The sequence below is a fragment of the Vandammella animalimorsus genome (genome assembly GCF_002288875.1).
Lineage (GTDB): Bacteria > Pseudomonadota > Gammaproteobacteria > Burkholderiales > Burkholderiaceae_C > Lampropedia > Lampropedia animalimorsus.
Window position 1 is genome coordinate 68,907 of the sequence record NZ_NTBH01000003.1, and the last position, 23,705, is coordinate 92,611.

Here is a 23,705-nt window from a genome sequence, read left to right on the forward strand (position 1 = left end):
CACAACAGCTATGCAGAAATCGAAAGTGGATGTTTGGGTCGGCCTGTTCGTCATGGCCGGCTTTGCGGCTTTGGTGTTCCTGGCGTTGCAGGCGGCCAATTTGCTGAGCATCAACTGGCACAGCCGCAGCTACCAGGTGCAGGCGCACTTCGACAACGTCGGCGGGCTCAAGCCGCGCGCGGCCGTGCGCAGCAGCGGCGTGGTCGTTGGGCGGGTGCTGTCCATCGGCTACGACGACACGCTCTACCGCGCCAAGGTGGTATTGGAATTGGACGAAAGTTACAAATTCTCGCGCGACAGCTCACTCAAAATCCTCACCAGCGGCTTGCTGGGCGACCAGTACATCGGCATCGAGCCCGGTTACGAGGATGAATACCTGCGCCAGGGCGACACCATTGTCGCCACCCAGTCGGCCATCGTGCTGGAAAACCTGATCTCGGCCTTCATGTTCACCAAGGCGGCTGAGCCTGCCGGCGGCACTGGCAGCGGCCAGGCCGCCAGCCAAGGCGGCAGCCAGTGATGCCGACCACCCAAATCCCCATGAGGGGCCTCAATCCATGCCATACCCACCACCCCGCGCCCGAAACCCGCTGACCTTGGCCCTGGCCGCCGCGCTGCTGACCGCCTGCGCCACTACTGGGCCGCATGGCGTGGGGCAGGATCCGCGCGATCCCTTCGAGGGCTTTAACCGCCGCATGTACCAGTTCAACGAAGGGCTGGACCGCGCCGTGCTGCGCCCCGTGGCCACCGGCTACCAGAAGATCGTGCCCAGCCCGGCGCGCACCGGCGTGGGCAATTTCTTCGGCAACCTGGGCGATGCCTGGTCCTTCGTCAACAACGGCTTGCAGCTCAAGGGCGAGGCAGCCATGAGCAGCTTCTTCCGCGTGGCCGTCAACAGCACCTTTGGACTGGGCGGCCTGCTGGACGTGGCCTCGGAAATGCGCCTGCAGCGCTACAAGAGTGACTTTGGCCTGACGCTGGGCCATTGGGGCGTGCCCACCGGCCCTTACGTCGTGCTGCCGCTGCTGGGCGCATCGTCGGTGCGCGATACGGCAGCGCTGCCGGTGGACATCTACGGCCATCCGCTTGGCCAGCTCAAACCGGCTGCGCACCGCTATGGATTGCGCGTGCTGGACATTGTGGACACGCGCGCGCGGCTGCTGCGCGCCAGCGATACGCTGGGCGATGCCGCGCTGGACCCTTACCTGATGGTGCGCGACTTCTACTTCAGCCGTCGTGGCCAGGCTGCAGGCAGCGATGGCCGCATCGCCGACGAGGCCAGCGATGGCTACATCCCGCCAGAAGACTACGGCGATACCCCCGCCCCTGCCGCGCAGTGAGTAGGCAGGCCGAAGCCGATTGCGCCCGGGCGCGCTTGAAACCGAGAAAGGAATGACCCCATGCTGATGCAATCCATTTACCGCCGTTTGGGCGCAGCTCTGCTGGGAGCAGCGGCTCTGCTGGCCGCCGCGCCAGCGGCCGTGCAGGCGCAGGACTTGGCCCCCAATGCCATGATCGAAAAAGTCACCCAGGATGTGCTGGGCGAAATCCGCAGCAATCGTGGCGTACAGGCTGGCAACATTGCCGCCGCCACCGAAGCCGTGGACCGCGTGGTGATGCCGCACATCAACTTCCCGCGCATGACCGCCGCCGCCGTCGGCCCTGCCTGGCGCAGTGCCTCGCCCGAGCAGCGCCAGCAAGTCATTGCCGAATTCAAGGCCATGCTGATCCGCACCTATGCCGGCTCGCTCGATCAGGTTGGCGATCTGCAAGTCGTCGTATTGCCCATGCGCGCCCAGGCCGATGCCAATGATGTGCTGGTGCGCTCTGAAGTGCGCGGTGGCGAGCAGCCCATCCAGCTCGACTACCGCCTGCAAAAGACCCCTGGCCAGGGCATGGGCTGGAAGGTTTACAACGTCAACGTCATGGGCGCGTGGATCGTCGATTCCTACCGCAGCCAATTCCAACAGGAAATCAGCGCCGGCGGCATTGAAGGCCTGATAAAGTCGCTGCGCAACCACAACCGCAAACCCTCTTGAACCTGCCCCAACCATGACTGTGCAGCCCGCTGACCAACCCGCCATCGTGCCACTGCCCACCCGCCTGACCCGCGATGAGGTGACGCAGTGGGTGCGCAGCATCCAGCCGCAGCTGCAGGCAGCGCGCAGCGCTGGCCATGCCGTGCTGCTCGATGCCTCGACGCTGCGGCAGTTTGATTCCTCAGCCCTGGCCGCGCTGCTGGCGTTGCGCCGCGAAATCCTCGCCCAGGGCATGCAATTTGCTGGCGTGGCCGGCATGTCGGCCACCTTGCAGTCGCTGGCCGATGTCTATGGCATCGAAGAGCTGCTGCCCCCGAGCGCGCCCAATGCGGCCGGCAGCGCAGGATCCTGAATGCCCTGTACGACTCCGACAACCGGAACCGGCCACTGGCCGGTTTTTTTGCGCCTCCTGAACAGGTTTGGCTGCTATTCACGCCACGGTTGGAGAGGACTGTCAGAAAAAAACGGGCGCGAGGGATGGCGCGATGGGCGTGTGCACCGAGTGCGCTGAGTGCAGACCTTTCTGGAAGATCATCATGCTGGGGGGCGGCGCACGTGCGCATCGCCCCACGCTTTCAGGGCGTGGATGACAGGGGCGAGCGTTTGGCCGTATTCAGTGAGCCGGTATTCGACCCGGGGCGGCACCTCGGCGTACACCGTGCGCGCCACCAGGCCGTCGCGCTCCAGCTCGCGCAGCTGGTTGGTCAGCATGCGCTGGGTGATGTGCGGCAGCAGGCGGCGCAATTCGTTGAAGCGCAGCACTTGTTGCGTGAGCAAGCGGTAGAGGATCACGCCTTTCCATTTGCCGCCAATCAAGGCCAGTGTGGCCTCGACCGTGCAGCCGGTGGCGCAGGTGAAGGAGTCGTGCGGGGTACGGGCCATATCCAGTTCCTTTTTTGACACTATAGGCAATTTATGTGCGTTCTTTTCTTTTGATGCTGTAGCAGCAAGAATCGCTGGCATGTTTTAACAGCCTGAAAGGAATCCGCCGTGATGATGAAAGCCATTGGCTTCAGCCAGCCCCTGCCCGCAGCCGACCCGCGCGCGCTGGAGGACATTGAACTGCCCGTGCCCGTGTGCGGCGAGCACGACTTGCTAGTGCAGGTGCAGGCCATTGCCGTCAATCCGGCCGATGCCAAAGTGCGCGCCTCAGCCCGGCCTGCGCCCGGCACGTGGCGCGTGCCGGGCTGGGATGCCGTGGGCCGCGTACACAGCGTAGGCGCGCGCGTGAGCGGCTTTGCGCCGGGCGACAGGGTGTTCTACGCCGGCAGCATCGACCGGCAAGGCGCCTATGCCCAGTTGCAGACCGTGGACGCGCGCATCGCCGCCCATGCCCCCGCGAGCTGGTCCGACGAGGACGCGGCCGCCTTGCCACTGACCGCCCTGACGGCCTGGGAGGTTCTGTTCGATCGCCTGCGCATCGATGTGCCCGTGGCTGGCGCGGCCCCGGCCATCGTCGTCATTGGCGGCGCGGGCGGGGTCGGCTCCATCACGTTGCAACTGGTGCGGGCGCTGACCCCGCTGACGGCCATTGCCACGGCCTCACGCCCGCAAAGCGCGGACTGGGCGCGCCAGATGGGGGCGCAGCACGTGCTGGACCACAGCCAGCCGCTGGCGCCGCAGCTGCAAGCGCTGGGCCTGGGCGCGCCGGCCTTCGTGCTGGGCACGGCGCAGACCGAGCGCTACCTGCCCGACATCGCGGAATTTCTGGCCCCGCAAGGGCGCATGGCCTTGATCGACGACCCGAAAGCGCTGGACATCGTGCCGCTCAAACGCAAGAGCCTGTCCGTGCACTGGGAATTCATGTTCACCCGCCCCTTGCTGGGCACGGCCGACATGGCGCGCCAGCACGACATCCTGCGGCAGGTGTCCAGCCTGGCCGATCAGGGCCGCATCGCCCCCACCCGCACACGTACCCTGGGCAAGATCAATGCAGCCAACCTGCGCCAAGCCCATGCCCTGCTGGAAGGCGGGCAAACCATCGGCAAGCTGGTGCTGGCAGGATGGTGAAGGCAAAGGGGCAGGGGCGAGAATCCAGTGTTTGTGCCGGCCTTGGCGCTGACACGGTACACTTGGCCCGCCCTTGTTTTGGCGGCGCCCACTGGCCGGGCCAGTGGGCGCCGCCAGCGCTTTGTAGTCATACAGTGCCGAAAAGGGTGCGCCGTCATGGCGCACGTGGGCTGGCGCATTGCTGCATGCCCTTTTCTTGGAGCCTGTTCAAAATCTCGGCACGAGTGAGCAAGAAGCGGCTTGGAATGGACTGCAAGGCGCAGCCTTAGCCATGGCGAGGCGTTTGCAACGCGCCGAAGACCGCCCAAATCCGCTCTCTTGACGGTCGTGTAGAGATTTTGAACAGTCTCTTATGGGCCCCCATCGGGCTCCGCAGGCTGGCCTAGCGCCCGCCCGCAGCCGCCATCGGCGGCGTTTCATGCAGGGCACCTCTTGGTGCTGCCCGGCACTGCATCTCCATCCATTTGCCAGCCAAGACTGCACACTGGTGGCCTTGGGCCTATGCCGCCGCGCGCGAGGCGGTCAGCCAAGCTGCCGTGCCATGACATCCCTTGCCCGTGGCTGCACAGGCTTGGGTGCCATGGCAGCGATGTTTTGCTGCTCCCATCACACAGGAAAGGACGCACTTTTGAGCCATCCCGCCTCGCCTTCCCCCGCCCAGTCCGTTGCCGCCAGCGGCGGCAGCGCCATCAACCGGCCCGTGTTCTACACGGCTTCGGCCATCATCGTCTCCATCATTGCCTTTGCCACCATTGCGCCGCAGGCAGCCGACCAGGCTTTCAAAGCGGTGCAGGCGGCCATCGTCGCCAATGGCAGCTGGTACTACGTGTTGACGGTGGCCATCATCCTGCTGGCCGTCATTTACCTGGGCGCCTCGCGCTACGGCAGCATCCGCCTGGGGCCAGACCATGCCAAGCCCGATTACAGCAATGCCTCGTGGTTCGCAATGCTGTTTTCCGCTGGCATGGGCATTGGCCTGATGTTCTTCGGCGTGGCCGAGCCGGTAATGCACTTTCTCGCCCCGCCGCTGGGCGAGGGCGGCACGGTGCAGGCCGCGCGCGAGGCGATGCGCCTGACCTTCTTCCACTGGGGCGTGCACGCTTGGGCCATTTACGCCATCGTGGCGCTGATCCTGGCCTTCTTCAGCTACCGTCACAACCTGCCCTTGACGTTGCGCTCGTCTCTCTACCCGCTGATCGGCGACAAGATCAATGGCCCCATCGGCCACGCAGTGGATGTGTTCGCCGTGGTCGGCACGCTGTTTGGCGTGGCCACCTCGCTGGGCTATGGCGTGTTGCAGGTCAATGCCGGGCTGAACCACGTATTCCCCTCGATCCCGGTGTCGGTGACCACGCAGATCGTGCTGATCGTGGCCATCACCGCGCTGGCCACGGTATCGGTGGCCACGGGCCTGGATCGCGGCGTAAAGCTGCTCTCTGAGCTCAACCTCGGCCTGGCGGCCTTGCTGCTGCTGTTTGTGCTGTTGGCCGGCTCCACCGTGCTGCTGCTGCAGGCGCTGGTGCAGAACGTGGGCTACTACGCCTCCAACATCGTGAACATGACCTTCAACCTGTTCGCCTACCAGAAGACCGACTGGATCGGCGGCTGGACCATCCTCTACTGGGGTTGGTGGCTGAGCTGGGCGCCCTTCGTGGGCCTGTTCATCGCGCGCGTCTCGCGCGGGCGCACCATCCGCGAATTCGTCATCGGCGTGCTGCTGGTGCCCACGGGCTTTACCTTCATGTGGATGAGCTTCTTTGGCAACTCGGCCATCGACATGATCCTCAACCAGGGCATGGCCGAGCTGGGCCAAGTCGTCTCGCAAGACGTGTCGCTGGCGCTGTTCTCTTTTCTCGAGCGGCTGCCGCTCTCCAGCCTGTTCATCTACCTGGCGCTGTTCATGGTGGTGGTGTTCTTCGTCACCTCGGCCGACTCCGGCGCGCTGGTGATGGACATGCTGTGCGCCCACGGCAAGACCAGCGACCATCTGGGCTACCGCCTGTACTGGGCCATTGGCTCGGGCGTGGTGGCCATCGTGCTGCTGCTGGCCGGCGGCCTGGGCGCCTTGCAGACCATGGCCATCGCCAGCGCCCTGCCCTTTGTCACCGTGCTGATGGTGGCCATGTATGGCCTGTTCAAGGCGCTGCGCGTGGACATGCAAAAGCAGCTGGTGCAGCAACTGGCCGCGCCCACTGCCGCGCCCATGATGCGCGCGCGCGGCGCCTGGCGCGAGCGCCTGCACGTCATCATGGACTTTCCTGACCAGAAGGCCGTGCACCGCTTCGTGGACGGCACGGTGGCCCAGGCCTGCCGCGAAGTGGCCGAGGAACTGGGCTCCCTGGGCGTGCAGGCGCAGGTCAGCCAACCCGCGCCCGGCCAGGTGCTGCTGACCACCAACCACGGCAGCGAGATCGACTTCACCTACCGCGTCGTCGCCACCGCCCACGCGCAGCCGGCTTTCGTGCAGGGCGATGCCAGCCCGGCCGCTGCCGATGCGCCGCAGTACTACCGCGCCGAGGTACACCTGGGCCAGGGCGGGCAGGATTACGACATCATGGGCTGGAGCAAGGACGGCGTGATCAACGACATCATCGACCAGTACCACAAGCACATGCACCTGCTGCACAGCCTGCGCTGAGGCGCTCTTGTGTCCGGTCACGGCGCGGCCGGGCAACCAGAGTGGCTTTTTTGGGCGTGCTCTGGTGCTGGCAGGGCGCCGAATCCTGACGGCGTTTTCCGCCTGACGGCTTACTTGACCACGCGACGGCCTTGATTGCCGGCTTCAACGCTGGGCATGGGCGACGCTGTGCAGCAGCTTGGCTCCCATCAGGCCCAGCAAGGCCCCGGCCATCTTGTCTAGATAAAAGGCCAAACGGCCAAACGCTCGGCGTACGCGTTGCTGTGAGAGCACAAGGATGATGGCGGCATCCCACAGAAACACCAGCGCTGTCATCCACAGGCCCAAGCCAATACGAAAGCCGTTGCCCACCTGTGGCGTAAGTACTACCGAGAACAGGCTCAGGTAGAACAAGATGTTCTTTGGGTTGGACAGTCCTGAGAGCATTCCCAGCGCAAACTCGCGAGTGAATGAAGGTGCTCTTTGCAATGCCGTTGCATCATGGGCAGCGCCTGGGGCGCTGATGAAGGCGTAATCGCTCCGGCGTGCCCTCAAGGCATGAAAAGCCACATACAGCAAAAACAGGCCGCCAGCGATCTTCAGTATCGTCATGAGCCACAGGGAATGCGCCAGCACCGCCGCCACACCCAGAATGCACAGAGCGATATAGATGCCATTGGCCAGCGCGATGCCCAGCGCTACGCCCAAGGCGCGGCGGGGTGTATTGCGCAAGGCGCTGCGTACTACCAGCAGGAAGTCAGGGCCTGGGCTGATGAGGGCCAAAAAATGCGCGGCCACCACGGTCAGAATGATGGGTAGGGAATTGTCGGCAGGCATGGCGTCTCCTTCAATGCTGTGAACAGGCCCTAGCATATCGGCTTTGCAGACTGCAATCCTGTAGGCTTTGAACGTCCGTGACACGGCTTGTGCCACAGCGCCATGATGCTCAGTGGGTGTTGGCAGACGATCCAGTGCAGGCGGCAAGTGGCGGCGCTCAAACGGCCTGCCGCCCTTGGGTGGCAGGCCGTTTTGTCATGTGGGGAACATGGCGGTCGGCCATTGCAGTCGTTGCTGCAGCCGGGCCCAGTCAAAGCCGGGGCCGGGGTCGCGCTTGCGCCCTGGAGCGATGTGTTCGTGGCCGGCGATGTGGGCAATGGGGTAGCGCGTGCGCAGGGCCTGGCACAGCGGCGCCAGGGCCTGGTATTGCTGGCTGGTGAACAGGCCGCCTTCCAGGCCTTCGAGCTCGATGCCGATGGAGTCGTCGTTGCGGGCGCTGCGGCCGTCGTAGCAGGATTGGCCGGCATGCCAGGCGCGTGCGTCGGCATCGACGAACTGGATCAGGCGGCCATCGCGGCGGATGAAGAAGTGCGCCGAGACGCGCAGCCCGCGAATGCCCTCGAAGTAGGGGTGCGCGTCCCAGTCCAGGGTGTTGGTGAACAGCTGCTGCACGGCCTGGCCTTCGAACACGCCCGGCGGCAGGCTGATGGAGTGCAGCACGATCAGGTCGATCTGGGCAGCGTCGGGGCGGGCATCGCAATTGGGTGAGGCGATCCATTGCGCAGGCAGGTAGCGGCCACCCTGCCAGTCTTGGGTTTGAGCGGTGTCGTTGATGGGAGGCTGCTGTGGCATGGGGCGTGGCGGAGATGGTCGCGGGGGAGGTGCGCACTGCGCGCGTATTGCATCCAGCGCCGGGGAGCGCGCGCCGCAGCGCTCGGCGCAGGTTTTCAGGCGCGCGCGTCCGGCTCGGTGGGGATGTTCAGGCGCTCGATGCGGTAGCGGATCTGGCGCAGGTTCAGCCCCAACATGGCGGCGGCGGCGGTGCGGTTGTAGCGCGCCGCCTGCAGGGCGCGGATGAGTACGGCGCGCTCCTGCTCGTCGAGCCAAGCCTGCAAATCGCTGGGCAGGGGCTCGACGGTGGCGCCGCCCGCGCTTGCGCTGCTGGCGTGAGCAGCCGGTGCGGCGCTGGCGTTGGGCGCAGGTGCGGGCGCGGGCGCAGCGCCGCTGCCTGTGGGCAGGCCCAGACTGGGCATGGCGAATTGGGCCTGGTACTGCATCCATGGCGCTGCGCCGGTGTGGAAGCTGGCAGGCGGTGGCGCAGGTGCGGGCGGCGGCGGAGGAGGCTCGGCCACTGGCGGTGTGGGCGCGACGGCAGGGATGGCGGCCGGGGCAGCGACAGCCGGGGCTGCGGGCATGGCTGCAGGCGCAGCCACAGGGGCGGCCAGGGGCGCTGTGCCCGTTGGCGTGTGATTGGGTGCGGCCTGCGGCGGCGCAGCGCTGGCGTGGGCCAGGCTGCCGGCGTCGTCGATGTATTCGGGGCGCAGGATGCCGTCCTCGCTCAGGGCCATGGCGCGGTGCAGAAGATTTTCCAGCTCGCGCACATTGCCGGGGAAGGGGCGGCGCAATACGGCGGCCATGAAGGCCTGCGAGGCTTCGACGTGTTCGAAGCCCGAATCGCGCGCCAGGCGCGCCAGCAGCGCCTCGACCAGGGCGGGAAGATCCTCGCGGCGCTCGCGCAGCGGCGGGATGCGCACTTCGATGACGTTGAGGCGGTAGTACAAATCCTGGCGGAAACGCCCCTGCTCGACCTCCTGGGCCAGATCGCGGTGCGTGGCGCTGACCAGGCGCACATCCACGACTTCTTCTTGCGTGGCGCCCAGCGGGCGCACGCTGCGCTCCTGGATGGCGCGCAGCAGCTTGGTCTGCATGGCCAGCGGCAGGTCGCCGATTTCGTCGAGAAACAGCGTGCCGCCCTTGGCGGCCTGGAAGAAGCCAGCGCGGTCGTGCGTGGCGCCGGTATAGGAGCCTTTCTTGGCGCCGAAGAATTCTGCTTCGAGCAGGTTTTCCGGAATGGCGCCGCAGTTGACGGCCACCAGCGGCCCGCTGGCGCGCTGACTGTTGGCGTGCAGGGCGCGCGCCACCAGCTCCTTGCCCGTGCCCGATTCACCATGGATGTGCACGGGCGCCATGCTGCGCGCGACTTTGCCGATGCGCTCCTTGACGGCCTGCATAACGGGCGATTGGCCCACCAGGTTGGCCAGCGCGGCCGCGCCGGGGTCATCGTCGGCTTCCTGCTTGGCGGGGGCCTTGCGCTTCCTGGGGCTGGGTGCGGCAGCCGCCGGCGCGGCCGTTCGCGCGCCTGCCGCCTGTGTGGGGCTGCCGGTCTGCTCGGGCTCGGCCTCATCGCATTCTGGCTCGGGCTCAGGGGCTGGCTGCGCAGCGTGTGTGGCGACTGCCTCCAGCGCGGAGGGCTTGCCCGGCAGCCCCTGCACGGCCGAGGCCACCACAGTGCGCAGCTGCTTGAGTTCCACCGGCTTGGCCAGATAGTCGAAGGCGCCGGCGCGCAGCGCCTCCACGGCGTTCTCGGCCGAGCCGTAGGCGGTGACGACGATGCAGCGCTCGGGCCGGCCGGCCGCTTGCAGCTCCAGCAGGATCTCCATGCCCAGCCCATCGGGCAGGCGCATGTCGGTAAGCACCACGTCGAAGTGCCGCTGCAGCTTCTCGCGCGCCTGGGCGACGGTTTCGGCCGACTCGACCTGGTAGCCCTCGCGCATCAGCGTCAACTCGTAGAGCAGGCGCAGATCGGGCTCGTCGTCGATGACCAGGATGGAGGCGTTCTTCTCGGGCATGGCCCGATTATGCGGCGTGCGCCTGCGGGCTCACACGTCGATGGCCTGGGCCGAGCCCACCTGCTTGCGCAGCTCGAACTTTTGGATCTTGCCGGTGCTGGTCTTGGGCAGCGGGCCGAAGACCACGGCCTTGGGCACCTTGAAGCCCGCCAGGTGCTTCTTGCAGTGCGCCACGATGTCCTCCACCGTGGTGGTGGCGCCTTCCTTGAGTTCGACGAAGGCGCAGGGCGTTTCGCCCCATTTCGGGTCGGGCTTGGCGACCACGGCGGCGGCCAGCACGGCAGGGTGGCGGTAGAGCGCGTCCTCGACCTCGATGGAGGAGATGTTTTCGCCGCCGGAGATGATGATGTCCTTGCTGCGATCCTTGATCTTGATGTAGCCGTCGGGGTACTGCACGGCCAGGTCGCCGGAGTGGAACCAGCCGCCGGCAAAGGCCTTTTGCGTGGCCTGCGGATTTTTCAGATAGCCCTTCATGGCGATGTTGCCGCGGAACATGATCTCGCCCATGGTTTCGCCGTCCCAGGGCACGGGCTGCATGGTGTCGGGGTCGAGCACGCAGGCGTCCTGCTCCAGGTGGTAGCGCACGCCCTGGCGCGCGTTGAGCTGGGCGCGCTCGCCGATGTCCAGGGTTTGCCAGTCGTCGTGTTTGGCGCAGACGGTGGCCGGGCCATACACCTCGGTCAGGCCATAGACGTGGGTGAGGTCAAAGCCCATTTCCTCCATGCCTTCGATCATCGAGGCCGGTGGCGCGGCGCCCGCAACCATGGCCTTGACGCCGCTGGGCAGCCCCACCTTCATGGAGGCCGGGGCGTTGACCAGCATGCCGTGCACGATGGGCGCGCCGCAGTAGTGCGTCACGCCGTGCTCGCGCATGGCGTCGAAGATGGCGGCCGGATCGACGCGGCGCAGGCACACGTTCACCCCCGCGCGCGCTGCCACGGCCCAGGGGAAGCACCAGCCGTTGCAGTGGAACATGGGCAGCGTCCACAGATAGACCGGGTGCTTGGGCATGTCCCATTCAAGGATGGCTGATACCGCGTTGAGCGCCGCGCCGCGGTGGTGATAGACCACGCCTTTGGGGTCGCCGGTGGTGCCGCTGGTGTAGTTCAGGGCGATGGCGTCCCACTCGTCGGCCGGGCGCTGCCAGTCGAACTCGGGGTCGCCACGGGCGATGAAGTCCTCATAGTCGATCGCGCCGTCGAGCTGCACGGGCGCGGGGCCGTAAAGCGCGTCCTGCACGGTGATGATGGTTTTGAGGTGCTCGCTCTTGCGCAGCGGCAGGGCCTTGTGGATCAGCCCTGCGAACTCGGGATCGACGATCAGCGCCTTGGCCTCGCCGTGGTCGAGCATGAAGGCGATGGTTTCAGGATCCAGTCGGGTGTTGAGCGTGTTGAGCACGCCCCCGGCCATGGGCACGCCAAAGTGCGCCTCCACCATCGGTGGGGTATTGGGCAGGATCACGGCCACCGTGTCGTTCTTGCCAATGCCTGCTTGCTGCAATGCGCTGGCGAGCTGGCGGCAGCGCGCATAGGTCTCGCGCCAGTTGCGGCGAATTTCGCCATGCACCACGGCCAGTCGGCCGGGATAAACCTCGGCGCTGCGGCGGATGTAGTCCAGCGGGGTGATGGCAGAGAAGTTGGCGGCGTTGCGGTCCAGGTGTTGGTCGTAGGCGCTCATGATGGTGTACAGGTCTTTCTTGATGATGGAAGTGTTGGCGCGAACCTCTGTCGCATGCCGACATGGCAGGCCAGGCGCGCCGCGCGGTGACACAGGCTTGTACTGTGCCGCGCAGCGCTTGGCAATTGGCAGGAACACGGGGGTGGCCGCAGCTGCGGGAAAACCCCGGCAGGCCCTGATCTCAGGCGCCGGGCGAGCCGGGCAGCGCTGCAGCCAGTGCGGCGCGCACGGCTTCGGTCGATTCAGGGCGCACCAGCTGCGCCTGCACCTGCCCATCGCGCAGCAGGAACAGCGAGGGCCAGAGCTTGACGCCAAACTCCCGCCCCAGCGGGCGGCCCTTGCCGTCCTCGATGCGGATGTGGCGCACCTGTGGGTGATCGGCCAGCGCTGCCTCCACATGGGGGCGCGCGGCGTTGCAGATGCTGCACCAGTTGGCGCCGAAATCCAGCACCACCGTACCGGGCAGTTGCTCGGCTTGGGCGCGGGTCATGGTCTCGGGTTGATAGTCGTGGCTCATGGGGAGTCTCCTTGTGGTGTGTGGCCCGTGGCGCAGGCGCGGCACAGGCATTGCTGGGGCTGGGCCTGCTGGGCGCGCGCCAGGGCGGCGGGGGCAATGCGGATGTGCTGGCACCAGCAATCAAAGGGCCTGGCAGCCGCAGGCGCGGCGCCGTGCCGGGGCGCCATGGCGCAGCCATTGGGCGCGCCGCACAGCGGGCAGAGGCTTGCAGGGCTGGTGGCTGGGCTGGCAGACGGGGCGGGCGGCACGGGGCGCGGGCTCAAACGGGCACGCCCCAGATGTAGCGCACCAGGTGGAAGAAAATTGGGGCCGCAAAGCAAATGGAATCCAGCCGATCGAGCATGCCGCCGTGGCCTTCGATCATGTGGCCCCAGTCCTTGACGCCGCGATCGCGCTTGATGGCCGACATGACCAGACCGCCGGCAAAGCCCAGCAGGGTGACGACCAGTGCCATCAGCAGCGCATGCACCGGGCCAAAGGGCGTGATCCAGTGCAGGGCCGCGCCCAGCAGCGAGGCCAGCAGCACGCCGCCTGCAAAGCCTTCCACGGTCTTGGATGGCGACAGCGCCGGGGCGATCTTGCGCCGGCCCATCAGCTTGCCGCAGACGTATTGCAGGATGTCCGAGCCCTGCACCACCAGCACCAGCCAGGCGATCAGCAGCAGGTTGCGCCCTTCGTAGCCGGGGATGCTGATGAGCAGCAGCGCAGGCACGGCAGAGATGCAGTAGATCGCGATCATCACGCCCCATTGCACGCTGGAGGCGCGCTCCAGAAAGCGCGTGGTGTCGCCGCCGAGCGCGGCAAAGATCGGCAGCAGCAAGAAGCCGTACACAGGCAGGAAAATGGCCATCATGCCGTACCAGCCCGTGAGGATGAAAAAGTACTGCAGTGGCAGGGCCACGTAGAAGGCCGCCAGAAGCGCAAAGTAGTCCGCACGGCGCGTGGGCGTGAGCGTGATGAACTCGCGCAGCGCATAGAACGAAATGCCCAGGAACAGCAGCACCACGGCCACGCGCCCCAGCGCAAATGCCAGGCCCAGCACCAGGATCATGACCCACCAGGCCTTGATGCGGGCGTTGAGGTTATCGATCACCGAATGCGGCTGCCAGCCCGCGCGCAGCTTGAGTGCAAAGCCCACGGCCGAGGCCAGCAGCATCAGGCCCAGCACCAGGGCAGAGAGCAAGAAGGTCTCATGGCTCATGGCTGGCCCTCCCTGGGCGCGGGCGCTGGGCCCGTGATCGGGGTTGGCTCTGCGGCCAGCGCCGGCCCTGGGCTGTAGGGCTCGTCGGCGCTTTCGCCGCTGGCCAGGTGCAGCAGGGCCTGGCGGGCCCGCAGCAGAAAGTCCTGTTTTTCCTCACCGGGCAGCAGCTGCACTGGCGCGCCGAAATGCACTGTGCACAGCAGCGGCAGTGGAATCAGCGCGCCTTTGGGCATGACGCGATTGAGGTTGCCCAGCCAGACGGGCACGATCTCCACCTCCGGGTAGGCCCGGGCCAAGTGGTAGAGCCCGCTTTTGAAGGGCAGCAGGCCCTCGCCCATGTTGCGCGTGCCTTCGGGAAAAAGAATCAGCGAATCGCCCGCCTCCAGCGCGGCCTTGAGCGACTGCAGCGCATCGGGCCGGGGCGCAGCGTTGGCTGTCCCAGCACCGGCGTCGGCGTCGGCTTCGGCTGGCGCAGCGGCTGCGCCGTGGCCTGCGCCGCTGCCGTTGCGCTCGACCAGCACGCCCTGGAACACTTGGTTGATGATGTAGCGGCGCAGCCGCCCCTGCAGCCAGTAATCGGCCCCGGCCACGGGCCGGGTGCGCTTGCGCAGCAGCGGCGGCAGCGAGGCCCACAGCAGCACGAAATCGCTGTGGCTGGTGTGGTTGGCGTAGTAAATGCGTTGCTGCGGCACGGGCGCGCAGCCCAGCCACAGGCTGCGCGCACCAGTCAAAGCCTTGGCTGCACCGCAGATGGCGGAGGCGCTGAAGCGGGCCAGGATGCTCATGCGAAAGCTCGCTCTCTCCACACAAGGTGGGCTGGGGTTACAGCTGCTGGGCGTTGAAAGTGTCGCAGGCGTTGGGGTCGCCCGTCTTCAGGCCGATATGGAACCAGCGCTGGCGCTGCGCGCTGCTGCCGTGGGTAAAGCTCTCGGGCCGCACGACGCGGCCAGCGCCGCGCTGCAGCGCATCATCGCCAATGCGCGCGGCGGCGTTCATGGCGGCCTCGATGTCGCCATTTTCCAGGATCTGGCGTTGGCGGTCGGCATGGTGGCCCCAGACGCCGGCATAGCAGTCGGCCTGCAGCTCCAGGCGTACGCTCAATTGGTTGTACTCAGCCTGGCTGATCTGGCCGCGCAGCCGTTCGAGCTTGTGCGTCGTGCCTTGCAGGCGCTGCAGGTGGTGGCCGACTTCGTGCGCAATCACGTAGGCCTGGGCAAACTCGCCCGGTGCACCCAGGCGATGCTTGAGCTCGTCAAAGAAGCTCAAATCCAGGTAGATGGTCTGATCGGCCGGGCAATAAAACGGCCCTGTGGCCGATTGGCCCATGCCACAGCTGGTGGGCGTGGCGCCGCGAAACAGCACCATGCGCGGCTCCTGATAATTGCGGTAAATGCTGTTCCAGACGTCCTCGGTGTCGGCCAGCACGACCTTGGCAAACTGGCTGGAGCGGTCGTCTGGCCCTGGCGCGGGTGCGGGCGCTTGCTGCACCTGTGGGCTGGGCAGGCCCTGCATCAGGCCCAGGATCGTCAAAGGGTTGACGCCAAAAATCCAGCCGGCGACGACGGCGACGATGATCGAGCCGATGCCCAGATTGAGGCCGCCGCGCCGTCCGCCTGCGCCGCGCCGATCTTCCACGTTGCGCGATTGCCGATTGCCTTCCCAACGCATGGTCTGTGTACTCCAAGTGCAGTCAAAATATGGCGGGCAAGTGTAGCGCTGGCGGCAAAGCCTGCCTCAGGCAAATCCTTGACCCCGCCGGGTTGGCCTGGAAATCTGTGCTACATTGCGCCGCTATGGCATACACCACTTGGTTTGCATTTTTTGGCTTTTATTTCTCTGTCCAAGGCGGATGAGAGGCCCAGTCGCAAACCTGTAAAGCGCCCAAGCTCTGAAAACCGCCGCAGCCCAGCAGCTCCGGCGGTTTTTTTCTGGCATGGCGTTGTGCGTTTTTCTCTTGCTGTTCTTTTTCTTTTTTGACTATCCGACCATTACGGGGGCTCCCATGAACGCTATCGCAACACAAGGCACCGCAGCTTGGCCAGGCGCTGTCGAGAAAACCAGTCAGACAGACAACCAGCGCATTCGGGAAATCACAGTGTTGCCGCCACCAGAGCATTTGATTCGTTTCTTCCCCATTCAGGGCAGCCCGGTGGAGCGTCAGGTGCTGCAGACGCGCCAGCGCATCCGCCACATCATGCACGGCAAGGACGATCGCCTGCTGGTGGTCATCGGCCCGTGCAGCATTCACGACCCGGAGGCAGCCCTTGAATACGCACGGCGCCTCAAGCCGCTGCGCGAGCAGCTGCACGATCGTCTGGAGATCGTCATGCGCGTGTATTTCGAGAAGCCGCGCACCACGGTGGGCTGGAAGGGCCTGATCAATGACCCCTACATGGATCAGAGCTACCGCATTGATGAAGGGCTGCGCATTGCGCGCCAGTTGCTGATCGACATCAACCGCATTGGCCTGCCCGCAGGCAGTGAGTTCCTGGACGTGATTTCCCCGCAGTACATCGGCGATCTGATTGCCTGGGGCGCCATCGGCGCGCGCACCACCGAAAGCCAGGTACACCGCGAACTGGCCAGCGGCCTGTCTGCGCCCATTGGCTTCAAGAACGGCACCGACGGCAACATCCGCATTGCCACGGACGCCATCATGTCTGCCAGCCGCCCGCACCATTTCCTCTCGGTGCACAAGACTGGCCAGGTGGCAATCGTCACCACCGAGGGCAATGACGATTGCCATGTCATTTTGCGCGGCGGCAAGAAGCCCAACTACCAGGCGCAAGACGTGCAGGCGGCCTGCGCCGATCTGGAGAAGGCCAATCTGCCGCCATCGCTGATGGTGGACTGCTCGCACGCCAACAGCAGCAAGAAGCACGAGCTGCAAATGACAGTGGCCAGTGACATCGCCCAACAGATTGCCAGTGGCTCGCGGGCCATTTTTGGTGTGATGATCGAGAGCAACCTGCAGCCCGGTGCGCAGAAATTCACCCCCGGCGTAGATGATCCGCAACAGCTGGAGTATGGCAAGAGCATCACCGATGCCTGCGTGGGTTGGGATGAATCCACGCAAATCCTGCAGCGCCTGGCCGATGCGGTGCAGCAGCGCCGCAAAAGTTGAGAGCCTGCTCAAATCCCTCCGTACGGTTGCTTGCAGGCGCCTGGATTGGGCGCCTCAGGCGGCCGGGCTTTTGCTGCCATGCGGGCCGTATGGCGCGGACGATGGTTTTCAGGCCTGAAAACAGGGCGATAATGACGAGTTTGGAAAATGCTGCACAGCACAATAGGCTGCTGGCGTTGAATGGGTTTACACCTGTGAGCGCCAGTGGCTTGTTGCCATTGGGGATTGCCTGGGGGCACATCGGTGCTTGATTGACGCGTCGCGGCTGTATGCTCGCGCAGCCGGGGCTTTGATGGTCGAAGTGCGCCATACCAAAGGCGCGCAGACCGTTGTGGCGCAAAGAGTTTCCCGGTGTGCCCAAAGCCAGCTTTCGATCAATAGTTCAATGACATGACAAGTCCAAACCCTTCAAGCCATGAAACGCAAGAGGACATCCGCTCCAAGCTGTTGTACCTCAAGCAGTGGCCTGATTTTTCCAAGGAATACGATTTGGTTCGCGTAGGCGACATCGCGCGCATTTGCGCGCTGCTGGCGCGCAAGCCAACTGTAGGGTTTTTGGTGCATCGCTCGGTAGACATGCCCAGCCATAAAGTGGAGAAGGTGCTGCGCCAGTTGCAGGAGTCGGGCTGCGTGGATGTGTTCCAGACCGGGCGCGATGCATTGAAGGCTCAGATTCAGACCGTGGGCGAAATCCTCTCTGATGCTGCAGATGTCCCGCCCGACGCGGCAGTGGTGCAAGAAGACGCTGCGCCTGCGGCCATGCCAACACCGGCGGGCTCCTTTCTCAAGCGGCTGTGGAAAAAACTCTTGTCTTGATGCCCACCGCCCTGCGGCCGATGGCAGGGCGAGCATGGCGCCATTCGCGCTTTGGATGAAAAACTATGGATTGGAATATTGCGGTATTGGGTTCGGTGGGCTCGGGCAAGACGACGGCCATTCGCGCCATCAGCGACATTGAAGTGGTGGACACCGATGTCAAACCCACTGATGAGGATACCCTGGCCCTGAAGGACACGACCACCGTGGCCATGGACATGGGGGTTATGGAGTTGGGCAGCGGTGACCGCCTGCGCCTGTACGGCGCGCCGGGCCAGGACCGCTTTGACTTCATGTGGGAAATCCTGCTGGAGCAGGCCAAGGGCGCGGTGTTGTTCGTGGACCATACCCGGGCAGAGCGTTTTGATGACTTGACCACCTACCTGGATGCCATCCGCGCGCAAAAGCCCCATGGCGATGCGCCGCTGATCGTTGCCGTGACCCATGCCGAGGCCGATGAGCGCCGTAATCTGGACGAGTATCGGCGCTTTTTCAGCCAGCGCAATAGCTGCACCTGCAGCATTTGCCAGCCCCCCGTCATGTGGTGCGATGCGCGAGAGCAGCGCGATGTGGCCCTGCTGATGGTGGTCATGGCGGCGCTGCTGGAGTCGTTCCACGCCTATCCCGAATCCGTTCTGCATGAGCGCATGAGCACTTTGCAAGTGAGGACATGAGGCCATGGCCGCCACGGTATTGATGCAATTGACGGGCCTGGATGCCTGGTATGGCGATAAACAGGTGCTGCACGGCATCGATGTCACGCTGCCAGTGCGCGGTTGCACGGCCTTGCTGGGCCCATCGGGCACGGGCAAATCCACCTTGATGCGCTGCATTGACGCCTTCAGTCAAACGCAGGAGCATCAGTTGCAGCAGGACAACTGGCGCGCCAGTTACCAGCAGGGCAATGTCTCGCACGCGCCCCTGCAGCGCATGCGCGTGCAGCAAAAAGCCCAGCGCCCTGCGGGCATGACGGGGCTGCAATTCTTCGTCGAAGGCCAGGCCCAGAGCGCCGCCAGCGTCATGCAAGCGCTGCGCGAGCTGTTCGCGCAGCTACAGGAAGGCGATTTGCTGACTCGGCTGTTTGCCAACGTGGCCGATCTCAGCGACGTGGAATGGGCGCTGTTTTGTATTTTGCGCGCGGCCCAGCGCGCGCCGGACTTGCTCATGCTCGACGAGCCTACCGCTGGCCTGGCAGATGCCGATGCGGCGCGTGTTGTGGCGCTCATCGAGCGTTTGGCGCAAACGCGCGCCATTGTCATCATCACCCACCACGTGCAACAGGCCAGGGCGCTGGCGCAGCATGTGGTGCTGCTGGGCAATGGCCGAGTCGTGGAAGCAGGGCCTGCCGGGCAATTCTTCGCTGAGCCACGTACGGCAGCAGGGCAGCACTACCTGGCCAATGGCACGCTGCCCGAGCGCAGTGAGAGCGGCGATGGCGAATCCGCACTGACGGCCTGCCTGATTGAGGAAACCATCGAAACCCTCAGCGCAGGCCGCGTGCCGCGCAACGGCAAGATCAACCCCTTGCTGCCGGCCAGGTTCCGCTGGGTGGTGCCCGACCGCCTCGCCGGCGTGTCCATCCCCGGCCTGCTGCGTGAGGCGCGTCAGGATCTGGCCGGCCTGCAAGGCGCAGGCATCAACACATTGCTGAATCTGACTGAAACCCCCTTTGACCGGGAGCTGGCTGCAGAGTTTGGCATCGACTGTTTGTTCATGCCCATCCCGGATATGACCCCGCCGACCCTGGCGCAGGCCGTGGACCTGTGTGCGCTGCTGGACAAGCAAATGGCTCAGGGCCGCTGCGTGGCTGTGCACTGCAAGGCCGGCCAGGGGCGCACGGGCACGGTGCTGGCGCTGTACCTGATGTGGCGTGCCAAAGGACAGTGGAGCGGTGAGGATTCGGTCAAGGCCATGCGGCGCATTGATCCAGGCTGGATCCAATCGGCCTCGCAGGAAGTGTTTCTGTCTGCGTTCGAGCAATTCATTCGCAGAAACGTGACGTTTACATAAAAACGCTGCGCGCCAAACAGAATTTCCTTACAATCGCGGCTTCGTTCGAACGCGTTACTGATGTAACAATATTTATTCTTACTTGATCGTGAAAGGTCCCTACGATGTCCTTGGATTCCAGCCTTGAAAAAGCCGTCACCTCCATCCCCGATTGCGTAGCTGCAGGCTATGTGGATTTGGATTCCGGCATGCTGTTGGCGATCAAGACCGTTGATTCCCACGCCCAGGAAGTGATCGATCTGCTCGCCGCCGCCACGTCCGACCTGTTCCAAGGCCCCAACGTGCAGGCGATCGAAAAGATCTTCCGCCGCGTGCGTGGCGTGCAGGAAGATGGCCGTCACTACTTCCAGGAAATCATCGTCAATAGCGACAACCTGCTGCATGTCTTCATTCGCGGCAAGAATCAATCCCAAGTGGCCACCTTCGTGTGCCGCAAGGGCGCCAACCTGGGTATGGTGCTGACCAAGGCCCGCATGGCGATGCCCTTGATCGAGTCTTCTCTGTAAGCAAAGCCCAGTTTCGCGCGCCGCATGCGGCGTGCGCTGGTTTCAGCGGCTGTTGGTCGGGCTCTGCTGAGACCATGAAATTCGATGGTCCTGGCCGTTTGCGGTTACTTCGTTTTTCTCACCATGCTGTCACCAGTAATGCAATCGCAGGCGCGAAGCATCTTGCGCGAGCTTCGTGCAGGTTCGGCGCAAATAGAGTTGACGGCGTGGGTGTCATTTGACGGTTTCGTGCTGGCCGCAGCCACCGAGGCCAACGTCAATGCCGACCGCATCGGCGCCATGTGCGCCTCGTTGCTGGCCCTGTCGCGGCGCGCCACCAAGGAAATCGACGTGGGCGATCTCAAGCAGATCATCCTGGGCGGCAGCAGCGGCATCATGCTGCTGATCGAGGCTGGCACGGGCCGTGCGCTGACGCTCTCGGCCGAGAGCAGTGCCAACCTGGGCCGCATCCTGCTCGATGCCCGTAAGGCCGCCATGCGCCTGGCGGAGCTGGGCGGCTGAGGGCGTTGTGCGCTCTGTCAATGCATACGGCCCGCATCTGCGGGCCGTTGTGTTTTTTGCAGTGGATCTGTATCTGCATCTGGCAGGTCGGTTGCCCGCCATCCATCACTGCTGCGCTGTCGGTGGCCGATAGCGCATCAGGCCTTCCTGGGCTACTGAGGCCACCAACTGTCCCTGCTGGTTGTACAGCGCGCCACGCGCAAAGCCGCGTGCGCCGCTGGCCGAAGGCGAATCCATGTCATAGAGCAGCCACTCGTCGCAGCGGAATGGGCGATGAAACCACATGGCGTGATCCAGGCTCACGGTCTTGAGCCCGGGCATGCCAAAGTGCAGGCCATGCGGGCGCAGCGCCACGCCCAGTAAGCTGAAATCCGAGATATAGGCCAGCAGCGCTTGATGGATCAACGGATCGTCTGGCACGGGCGCACAGGTACGCAGCCAGACTTGGTTAGTCGGCGGCAGCGGTCCATGCGCCTTGGTCGTGCGCGGATCGACAAAGCGAATCTCGAACGGCCGCTCCAGCACACTGACTGGTGGATGGTGCGGGCGCGTCTCCTGTGGCGCAGGCGCAGCTGGCATGGGGCTTTGGTGATCGGCGCCGGGCTCCTCGCGCTGAAACGAGGCCGACATGTGGAAGATGGCGCGCCCGTGCTGCACGCCCACTACCCGGCGCGAAGTAAAGCCCTGGCCATCACGCACCGGATCGACCTCATAGACGATGGGCGCCTGCTTATCGCCGGGCAACAAGAAGTAGCCATGCAGCGAATGCAGCCGGTGCGTTTGCACCGTGCGCGCTGCCGCCATCAGCGCCTGGCCCAGCACCTGGCCGCCAAACACGGCTGGCGCGCCAATGTCGTTGCTCAGGCCGCGAAACAAGCGCTTTTCCAGCTGTTCAAGCTGCAATTGCGCAATCAACTGCGCCAATGCCTGGCGCCGCTGGGCATCGTTGGGGGGTGTGGTGTCAATGTCGGAAGCCATGGGGGAAAACTGTGAGAGGGCGCGCCAACGCACCCGCAGGCGCATTATCCAGAAAGCCCGCCTCGCGCGGGCAGCGACAATGTCGCCCATGTCGAATGAAACGCCCGCACAAAGCCACGCCTTGCCAGAGCGGCCCGGCTGCGCCCTGCTGCAGCGGCTGGATTGGGCCCAGCCCTGGTTTGCCCCCTTCGCCCAACCCTATGGCGTGCCATTGGCCCAGGCCGTGCTTGCGCAAGGCCTGCCGGTGCACCAGGCCCTTGATCGAGTGGCGCATCCCGAACTCGCGAACACCGCATCGGGCGCGGGCGATGGTGTGGGCCTTGTGCCTGGTCGCCACGGTGCGCCGCGCTTCGTCGCGCAGCAGCAATTGCCAGTGGGCGCCAGCTACGAAGCCTTTATTCACGCCCACTGGGCCGTGCCCACGCGCGACCACGCGCACGACTTCTTCAATGGGTTGATTTGGCTGCACTTTCCGCGCAGCAAGGCGCGCCTGAATGCCATTCAGGCCGAGCAAATCCGCCAGCACGGCATCCAGGGCCGGCGCGGACCGGTGCGCGATGCCTGCACCCTGTTCGACGAAAACGGCGCGCTGCTGCTGGCCCCCGAGAGGCTGTGGCAAACCCTGTTGGCGCGCGATTGGCAGGCCCTGTTCTGGACCCTGCGCCCGCTGTGGCGGCAGGCCTTTGTTGTGCTCTTTGGCCACGCGCTGCTGGAGCAACTGTGCACCCCGCGCAAGCCCCTGTGCGCCCATGTGCTGACATTGCCACTGGCCAGCAACGCGCCGCTGGCTGCCGCATGGCAGGCCGCGCTGGGCCCGGCCATGGCGCCCGGCCAGGCTGTCCAAGCCGCCCCCGAGCCCGCAGCCTGCGCGCTGCCCCAATGCCCAGCCCCCTTGCTGGCCGCCTGGGACCAGGCCCTGAGCGAGGCCCTGCAACCCGAGGCCCTGGCGCACAAGCCGCTGACGCCGCTGCCTGTGCTGGGCCTGCCCGGCTGGTGGCCCGCCAACGCCCAGCGCGCCTTCTATGAAGATCCCCAGGTCTTCCGCCCGCCCAGGTGGTGACCAGACGGTGATCCTGGGCCTACTTGAAAACCGCTGGCAGGCCACCATCTGCCAGTGTTCGCATGGCGCGCAGGCGCCGTGGCCATTTTGACCAAGGAGGTTCCCCACCATGCAACGCATTCTTCTTTTTGTTGCCACCAACCTGGCCGTCGTGCTGGTGCTCGGGGTGGTGACCAGCCTGCTCGGGCTGGATCGTGGCAGCCAGGCTGGCCTGTTGGTCATGGCCCTGGTCATGGGCTTTGGCGGCTCGTTGATCTCGCTGATGCTGTCCAAGACCATGGCCATTCGCGGCATGGGCGTGCGCCTGATCAATGAGCCCAGCAACCGTGATGAGGCCTGGATCGTCGAGACCGTGCGCCGCTTTGCCGATAAGGCTGGCATTCAAATGCCGGACGTGGGCATTTACGATGGGCCCGCCAATGCCTTTGCCACGGGCGCGCGCCGCGATGCGGCGTTGGTGGCCGTCTCCACCGGGTTGCTGCAAAGCATGACGCACGAGGAGGTCGAAGCCGTCATCGGCCATGAGGTGGCCCACGTGGCCAATGGCGACATGGTGACGATGGCGCTGATCCAGGGCGTGATGAACACCTTTGTGATCTACATCTCGCGGGTGGTGGGCGCGCTGGTCGATGCCTTTTTGCAGCGCGGCAATGAGCGCGGCGGCCAGGCAGGCATGGGGCCGGGCTACTACCTGACGGTGTTCGTCATGGATGCGCTGCTGGGCGTGCTGGCGGCGATCATCGTGGCCTGGTTCAGTCGCCGGCGTGAGTTCCGCGCCGACGCGGGCGCGGCGCAAATGATGGGCCAGCCGGTGTCAATGCAGCGCGCGCTGGCGCGGCTGAGCAATATCAACACGCAGGATTTGCCCAAGGGGTTGGCGTCGATGGGCATCTCTGGCGCCATGGGCAAGCTGTTCAGCTCGCACCCGCCGCTGGAAGAGCGCATCATGGCGCTGCAAAAACTCCAGTGATGCTTCAGTGATGCCTTCATGGGGCCGCCGAGTCGTTCGGCGCTGGTAGCCCC

Annotated in this window: 24 protein-coding genes and 1 pseudogene; 14 read left to right on the top strand and 11 right to left on the bottom strand. The window is 65.1% G+C overall.

Translation table 11 applies throughout. The features are described 5' to 3' along the window. Positions 1-10: 10 nt before the first annotated feature. Genes mlaD through CLI93_RS05870 form a run of 4 tightly spaced genes read left to right on the top strand, consistent with a single transcriptional unit; the run spans position 11 to position 2,391 of the window. Complete coding sequence (gene mlaD, locus CLI93_RS05855; protein WP_095542032.1) at positions 11-520, top strand: outer membrane lipid asymmetry maintenance protein MlaD; 510 nt, start codon at positions 11-13, stop codon at positions 518-520. Positions 521-557: 37 nt separating this feature from the next. Further along, entirely contained in the window at positions 558-1,340 is a 783-nt protein-coding gene (locus CLI93_RS05860; protein ID WP_095542033.1) for an MlaA family lipoprotein, read from the top strand. Between the two features lie 60 nt (positions 1,341-1,400). Then, positions 1,401-2,039, top strand: coding sequence for an MlaC/ttg2D family ABC transporter substrate-binding protein (locus CLI93_RS05865; protein ID WP_095542034.1), 639 nt, complete (start codon positions 1,401-1,403; stop codon positions 2,037-2,039). Between the two features lie 13 nt (positions 2,040-2,052). Further along, positions 2,053-2,391, top strand: coding sequence for an STAS domain-containing protein (locus CLI93_RS05870; protein ID WP_095542035.1), 339 nt, complete (start codon positions 2,053-2,055; stop codon positions 2,389-2,391). Between the two features lie 203 nt (positions 2,392-2,594). Here the strand turns inward: CLI93_RS05870 and CLI93_RS05875 are convergent. Beyond that, positions 2,595-2,921: pseudogene (locus tag CLI93_RS05875) on the bottom strand (winged helix-turn-helix transcriptional regulator); the annotation flags it as partial. 114 nt (positions 2,922-3,035) lie between these two features. Here CLI93_RS05875 and CLI93_RS05880 point away from each other — a divergent pair. Together CLI93_RS05880 and CLI93_RS05885 are read left to right on the top strand one after the other, a co-directional pair. Beyond that, positions 3,036-4,049: a zinc-binding alcohol dehydrogenase family protein gene (locus CLI93_RS05880; protein ID WP_095542160.1), complete on the top strand. Its 1,014-nt coding sequence runs from the start codon at positions 3,036-3,038 to the stop codon at positions 4,047-4,049. 628 nt (positions 4,050-4,677) lie between these two features. Continuing rightward, positions 4,678-6,687 (top strand): BCCT family transporter, encoded by a 2,010-nt coding sequence (locus tag CLI93_RS05885; RefSeq protein WP_238945770.1) that lies wholly within the window; start codon positions 4,678-4,680, stop codon positions 6,685-6,687. Between the two features lie 144 nt (positions 6,688-6,831). Here CLI93_RS05885 and CLI93_RS05890 read toward each other — a convergent pair whose 3' ends face one another. The 9 genes from CLI93_RS05890 to ypfJ form a co-directional block, all read right to left on the bottom strand. Continuing rightward, the gene (locus tag CLI93_RS05890) at positions 6,832-7,503 is read right to left on the bottom strand and encodes a LysE family transporter (protein WP_095542038.1); all 672 of its coding nucleotides are present in this window, start codon (positions 7,501-7,503) and stop codon (positions 6,832-6,834) included. Between the two features lie 195 nt (positions 7,504-7,698). Then, a complete protein-coding gene (gene ampD, locus CLI93_RS05895) occupies positions 7,699-8,295 on the bottom strand; it encodes a 1,6-anhydro-N-acetylmuramyl-L-alanine amidase AmpD (RefSeq protein WP_095542039.1) in 597 nt (198 codons plus the stop codon). A 95-nt stretch (positions 8,296-8,390) separates the two neighbouring features. Continuing rightward, positions 8,391-10,292: a sigma 54-interacting transcriptional regulator gene (locus CLI93_RS15110; protein WP_238945771.1), complete on the bottom strand. Its 1,902-nt coding sequence runs from the start codon at positions 10,290-10,292 to the stop codon at positions 8,391-8,393. Between the two features lie 30 nt (positions 10,293-10,322). Continuing rightward, positions 10,323-11,969, bottom strand: coding sequence for an acyl-CoA synthetase (locus CLI93_RS05910; RefSeq protein WP_420823112.1), 1,647 nt, complete (start codon positions 11,967-11,969; stop codon positions 10,323-10,325). Positions 11,970-12,150: 181 nt separating this feature from the next. Beyond that, positions 12,151-12,486, bottom strand: coding sequence for a thioredoxin family protein (locus CLI93_RS05915; protein ID WP_095542040.1), 336 nt, complete (start codon positions 12,484-12,486; stop codon positions 12,151-12,153). Then, positions 12,483-12,734: a cysteine-rich CWC family protein gene (locus CLI93_RS05920; RefSeq protein WP_143326359.1), complete on the bottom strand. Its 252-nt coding sequence runs from the start codon at positions 12,732-12,734 to the stop codon at positions 12,483-12,485. The genes CLI93_RS05915 and CLI93_RS05920 overlap by 4 nt, the downstream gene beginning before the upstream one ends. 11 nt (positions 12,735-12,745) lie before the next feature. Then, positions 12,746-13,687, bottom strand: coding sequence for a phosphatidate cytidylyltransferase (locus CLI93_RS05925; protein ID WP_095542041.1), 942 nt, complete (start codon positions 13,685-13,687; stop codon positions 12,746-12,748). After that, positions 13,684-14,472: a lysophospholipid acyltransferase family protein gene (locus tag CLI93_RS05930; RefSeq protein ID WP_095542042.1), complete on the bottom strand. Its 789-nt coding sequence runs from the start codon at positions 14,470-14,472 to the stop codon at positions 13,684-13,686. Before CLI93_RS05930 ends, CLI93_RS05925 begins: the two co-directional genes overlap by 4 nt. A 37-nt stretch (positions 14,473-14,509) precedes the next feature. Beyond that, a complete protein-coding gene (gene ypfJ / locus CLI93_RS05935) occupies positions 14,510-15,355 on the bottom strand; it encodes a KPN_02809 family neutral zinc metallopeptidase (RefSeq protein ID WP_095542043.1) in 846 nt (281 codons plus the stop codon). 334 nt (positions 15,356-15,689) lie between these two features. On the opposite strand from ypfJ, the gene CLI93_RS05940 reads away from it, so the two are divergent. From CLI93_RS05940 to CLI93_RS05965, 6 genes are all read left to right on the top strand, one after another. Beyond that, positions 15,690-16,811, top strand: a complete 1,122-nt coding sequence (locus tag CLI93_RS05940) for a 3-deoxy-7-phosphoheptulonate synthase (protein WP_095542164.1) — start codon at positions 15,690-15,692, stop codon at positions 16,809-16,811. 390 nt (positions 16,812-17,201) lie between these two features. After that, positions 17,202-17,627, top strand: a complete 426-nt coding sequence (locus CLI93_RS05945) for a hypothetical protein (RefSeq protein ID WP_095542044.1) — start codon at positions 17,202-17,204, stop codon at positions 17,625-17,627. A 65-nt stretch (positions 17,628-17,692) separates the two neighbouring features. Continuing rightward, positions 17,693-18,301 carry a GTP-binding protein gene (locus CLI93_RS05950; protein WP_143326360.1) on the top strand — a complete coding sequence of 203 codons (609 nt, stop codon included), beginning with the start codon at positions 17,693-17,695 and terminating at the stop codon, positions 18,299-18,301. 4 nt (positions 18,302-18,305) lie between these two features. Further along, on the top strand, positions 18,306-19,637 hold the full coding sequence (locus CLI93_RS05955; protein ID WP_095542045.1) for a phosphatase domain-containing protein: 1,332 nt from the start codon (positions 18,306-18,308) through the stop codon (positions 19,635-19,637). Between the two features lie 104 nt (positions 19,638-19,741). Beyond that, positions 19,742-20,143 (top strand): hypothetical protein, encoded by a 402-nt coding sequence (locus CLI93_RS05960; RefSeq protein WP_095542046.1) that lies wholly within the window; start codon positions 19,742-19,744, stop codon positions 20,141-20,143. A 138-nt stretch (positions 20,144-20,281) separates the two neighbouring features. After that, positions 20,282-20,644 (top strand): roadblock/LC7 domain-containing protein, encoded by a 363-nt coding sequence (locus CLI93_RS05965; RefSeq protein ID WP_275249334.1) that lies wholly within the window; start codon positions 20,282-20,284, stop codon positions 20,642-20,644. 105 nt (positions 20,645-20,749) lie between these two features. On the opposite strand, the gene CLI93_RS05970 is transcribed toward CLI93_RS05965, so the two are convergent. Beyond that, the gene (locus CLI93_RS05970) at positions 20,750-21,622 is read right to left on the bottom strand and encodes an acyl-CoA thioesterase (protein ID WP_095542047.1); all 873 of its coding nucleotides are present in this window, start codon (positions 21,620-21,622) and stop codon (positions 20,750-20,752) included. An 88-nt stretch (positions 21,623-21,710) separates the two neighbouring features. Between CLI93_RS05970 and CLI93_RS05975 the strand changes: the two genes are divergently transcribed. Further along, positions 21,711-22,682, top strand: coding sequence for a DUF3025 domain-containing protein (locus tag CLI93_RS05975; RefSeq protein ID WP_172424244.1), 972 nt, complete (start codon positions 21,711-21,713; stop codon positions 22,680-22,682). A 109-nt stretch (positions 22,683-22,791) separates the two neighbouring features. Continuing rightward, positions 22,792-23,652 carry a protease HtpX gene (htpX, locus tag CLI93_RS05980; protein WP_095542049.1) on the top strand — a complete coding sequence of 287 codons (861 nt, stop codon included), beginning with the start codon at positions 22,792-22,794 and terminating at the stop codon, positions 23,650-23,652. Positions 23,653-23,705 lie beyond the last annotated feature (53 nt).

What these genes read in the sequence shown, in the direction of transcription:
- mlaD (WP_095542032.1), top strand. Translation starts at nt 11, where the DNA reads ATGCAGAAATCGAAAGTGGATGTTTGGGTCGGCCTGTTCGTCATGGCC.
- CLI93_RS05880 (WP_095542160.1), top strand. Translation starts at nt 3,036, where the DNA reads ATGAAAGCCATTGGCTTCAGCCAGCCCCTGCCCGCAGCCGACCCGCGC.
- htpX (WP_095542049.1), top strand. Translation starts at nt 22,792, where the DNA reads ATGCAACGCATTCTTCTTTTTGTTGCCACCAACCTGGCCGTCGTGCTG.
- CLI93_RS05860 (WP_095542033.1), top strand. Translation starts at nt 558, where the DNA reads ATGCCATACCCACCACCCCGCGCCCGAAACCCGCTGACCTTGGCCCTG.
- CLI93_RS05975 (WP_172424244.1), top strand. Translation starts at nt 21,711, where the DNA reads ATGTCGAATGAAACGCCCGCACAAAGCCACGCCTTGCCAGAGCGGCCC.
- CLI93_RS05960 (WP_095542046.1), top strand. Translation starts at nt 19,742, where the DNA reads ATGTCCTTGGATTCCAGCCTTGAAAAAGCCGTCACCTCCATCCCCGAT.
- CLI93_RS05955 (WP_095542045.1), top strand. Translation starts at nt 18,306, where the DNA reads ATGGCCGCCACGGTATTGATGCAATTGACGGGCCTGGATGCCTGGTAT.
- CLI93_RS05970 (WP_095542047.1), bottom strand. Translation starts at nt 21,622, where the DNA reads ATGGCTTCCGACATTGACACCACACCCCCCAACGATGCCCAGCGGCGC.
- CLI93_RS05910 (WP_420823112.1), bottom strand. Translation starts at nt 11,969, where the DNA reads ATGAGCGCCTACGACCAACACCTGGACCGCAACGCCGCCAACTTCTCT.
- CLI93_RS15110 (WP_238945771.1), bottom strand. Translation starts at nt 10,292, where the DNA reads ATGCCCGAGAAGAACGCCTCCATCCTGGTCATCGACGACGAGCCCGAT.
- CLI93_RS05945 (WP_095542044.1), top strand. Translation starts at nt 17,202, where the DNA reads ATGACAAGTCCAAACCCTTCAAGCCATGAAACGCAAGAGGACATCCGC.
- ypfJ (WP_095542043.1), bottom strand. Translation starts at nt 15,355, where the DNA reads ATGCGTTGGGAAGGCAATCGGCAATCGCGCAACGTGGAAGATCGGCGC.
- CLI93_RS05965 (WP_275249334.1), top strand. Translation starts at nt 20,282, where the DNA reads ATGCAATCGCAGGCGCGAAGCATCTTGCGCGAGCTTCGTGCAGGTTCG.
- CLI93_RS05865 (WP_095542034.1), top strand. Translation starts at nt 1,401, where the DNA reads ATGCTGATGCAATCCATTTACCGCCGTTTGGGCGCAGCTCTGCTGGGA.
- CLI93_RS05930 (WP_095542042.1), bottom strand. Translation starts at nt 14,472, where the DNA reads ATGAGCATCCTGGCCCGCTTCAGCGCCTCCGCCATCTGCGGTGCAGCC.
- CLI93_RS05915 (WP_095542040.1), bottom strand. Translation starts at nt 12,486, where the DNA reads ATGAGCCACGACTATCAACCCGAGACCATGACCCGCGCCCAAGCCGAG.
- CLI93_RS05870 (WP_095542035.1), top strand. Translation starts at nt 2,053, where the DNA reads ATGACTGTGCAGCCCGCTGACCAACCCGCCATCGTGCCACTGCCCACC.
- CLI93_RS05940 (WP_095542164.1), top strand. Translation starts at nt 15,690, where the DNA reads ATGAACGCTATCGCAACACAAGGCACCGCAGCTTGGCCAGGCGCTGTC.
- CLI93_RS05890 (WP_095542038.1), bottom strand. Translation starts at nt 7,503, where the DNA reads ATGCCTGCCGACAATTCCCTACCCATCATTCTGACCGTGGTGGCCGCG.
- ampD (WP_095542039.1), bottom strand. Translation starts at nt 8,295, where the DNA reads ATGCCACAGCAGCCTCCCATCAACGACACCGCTCAAACCCAAGACTGG.
- CLI93_RS05925 (WP_095542041.1), bottom strand. Translation starts at nt 13,687, where the DNA reads ATGAGCCATGAGACCTTCTTGCTCTCTGCCCTGGTGCTGGGCCTGATG.
- CLI93_RS05950 (WP_143326360.1), top strand. Translation starts at nt 17,693, where the DNA reads ATGGATTGGAATATTGCGGTATTGGGTTCGGTGGGCTCGGGCAAGACG.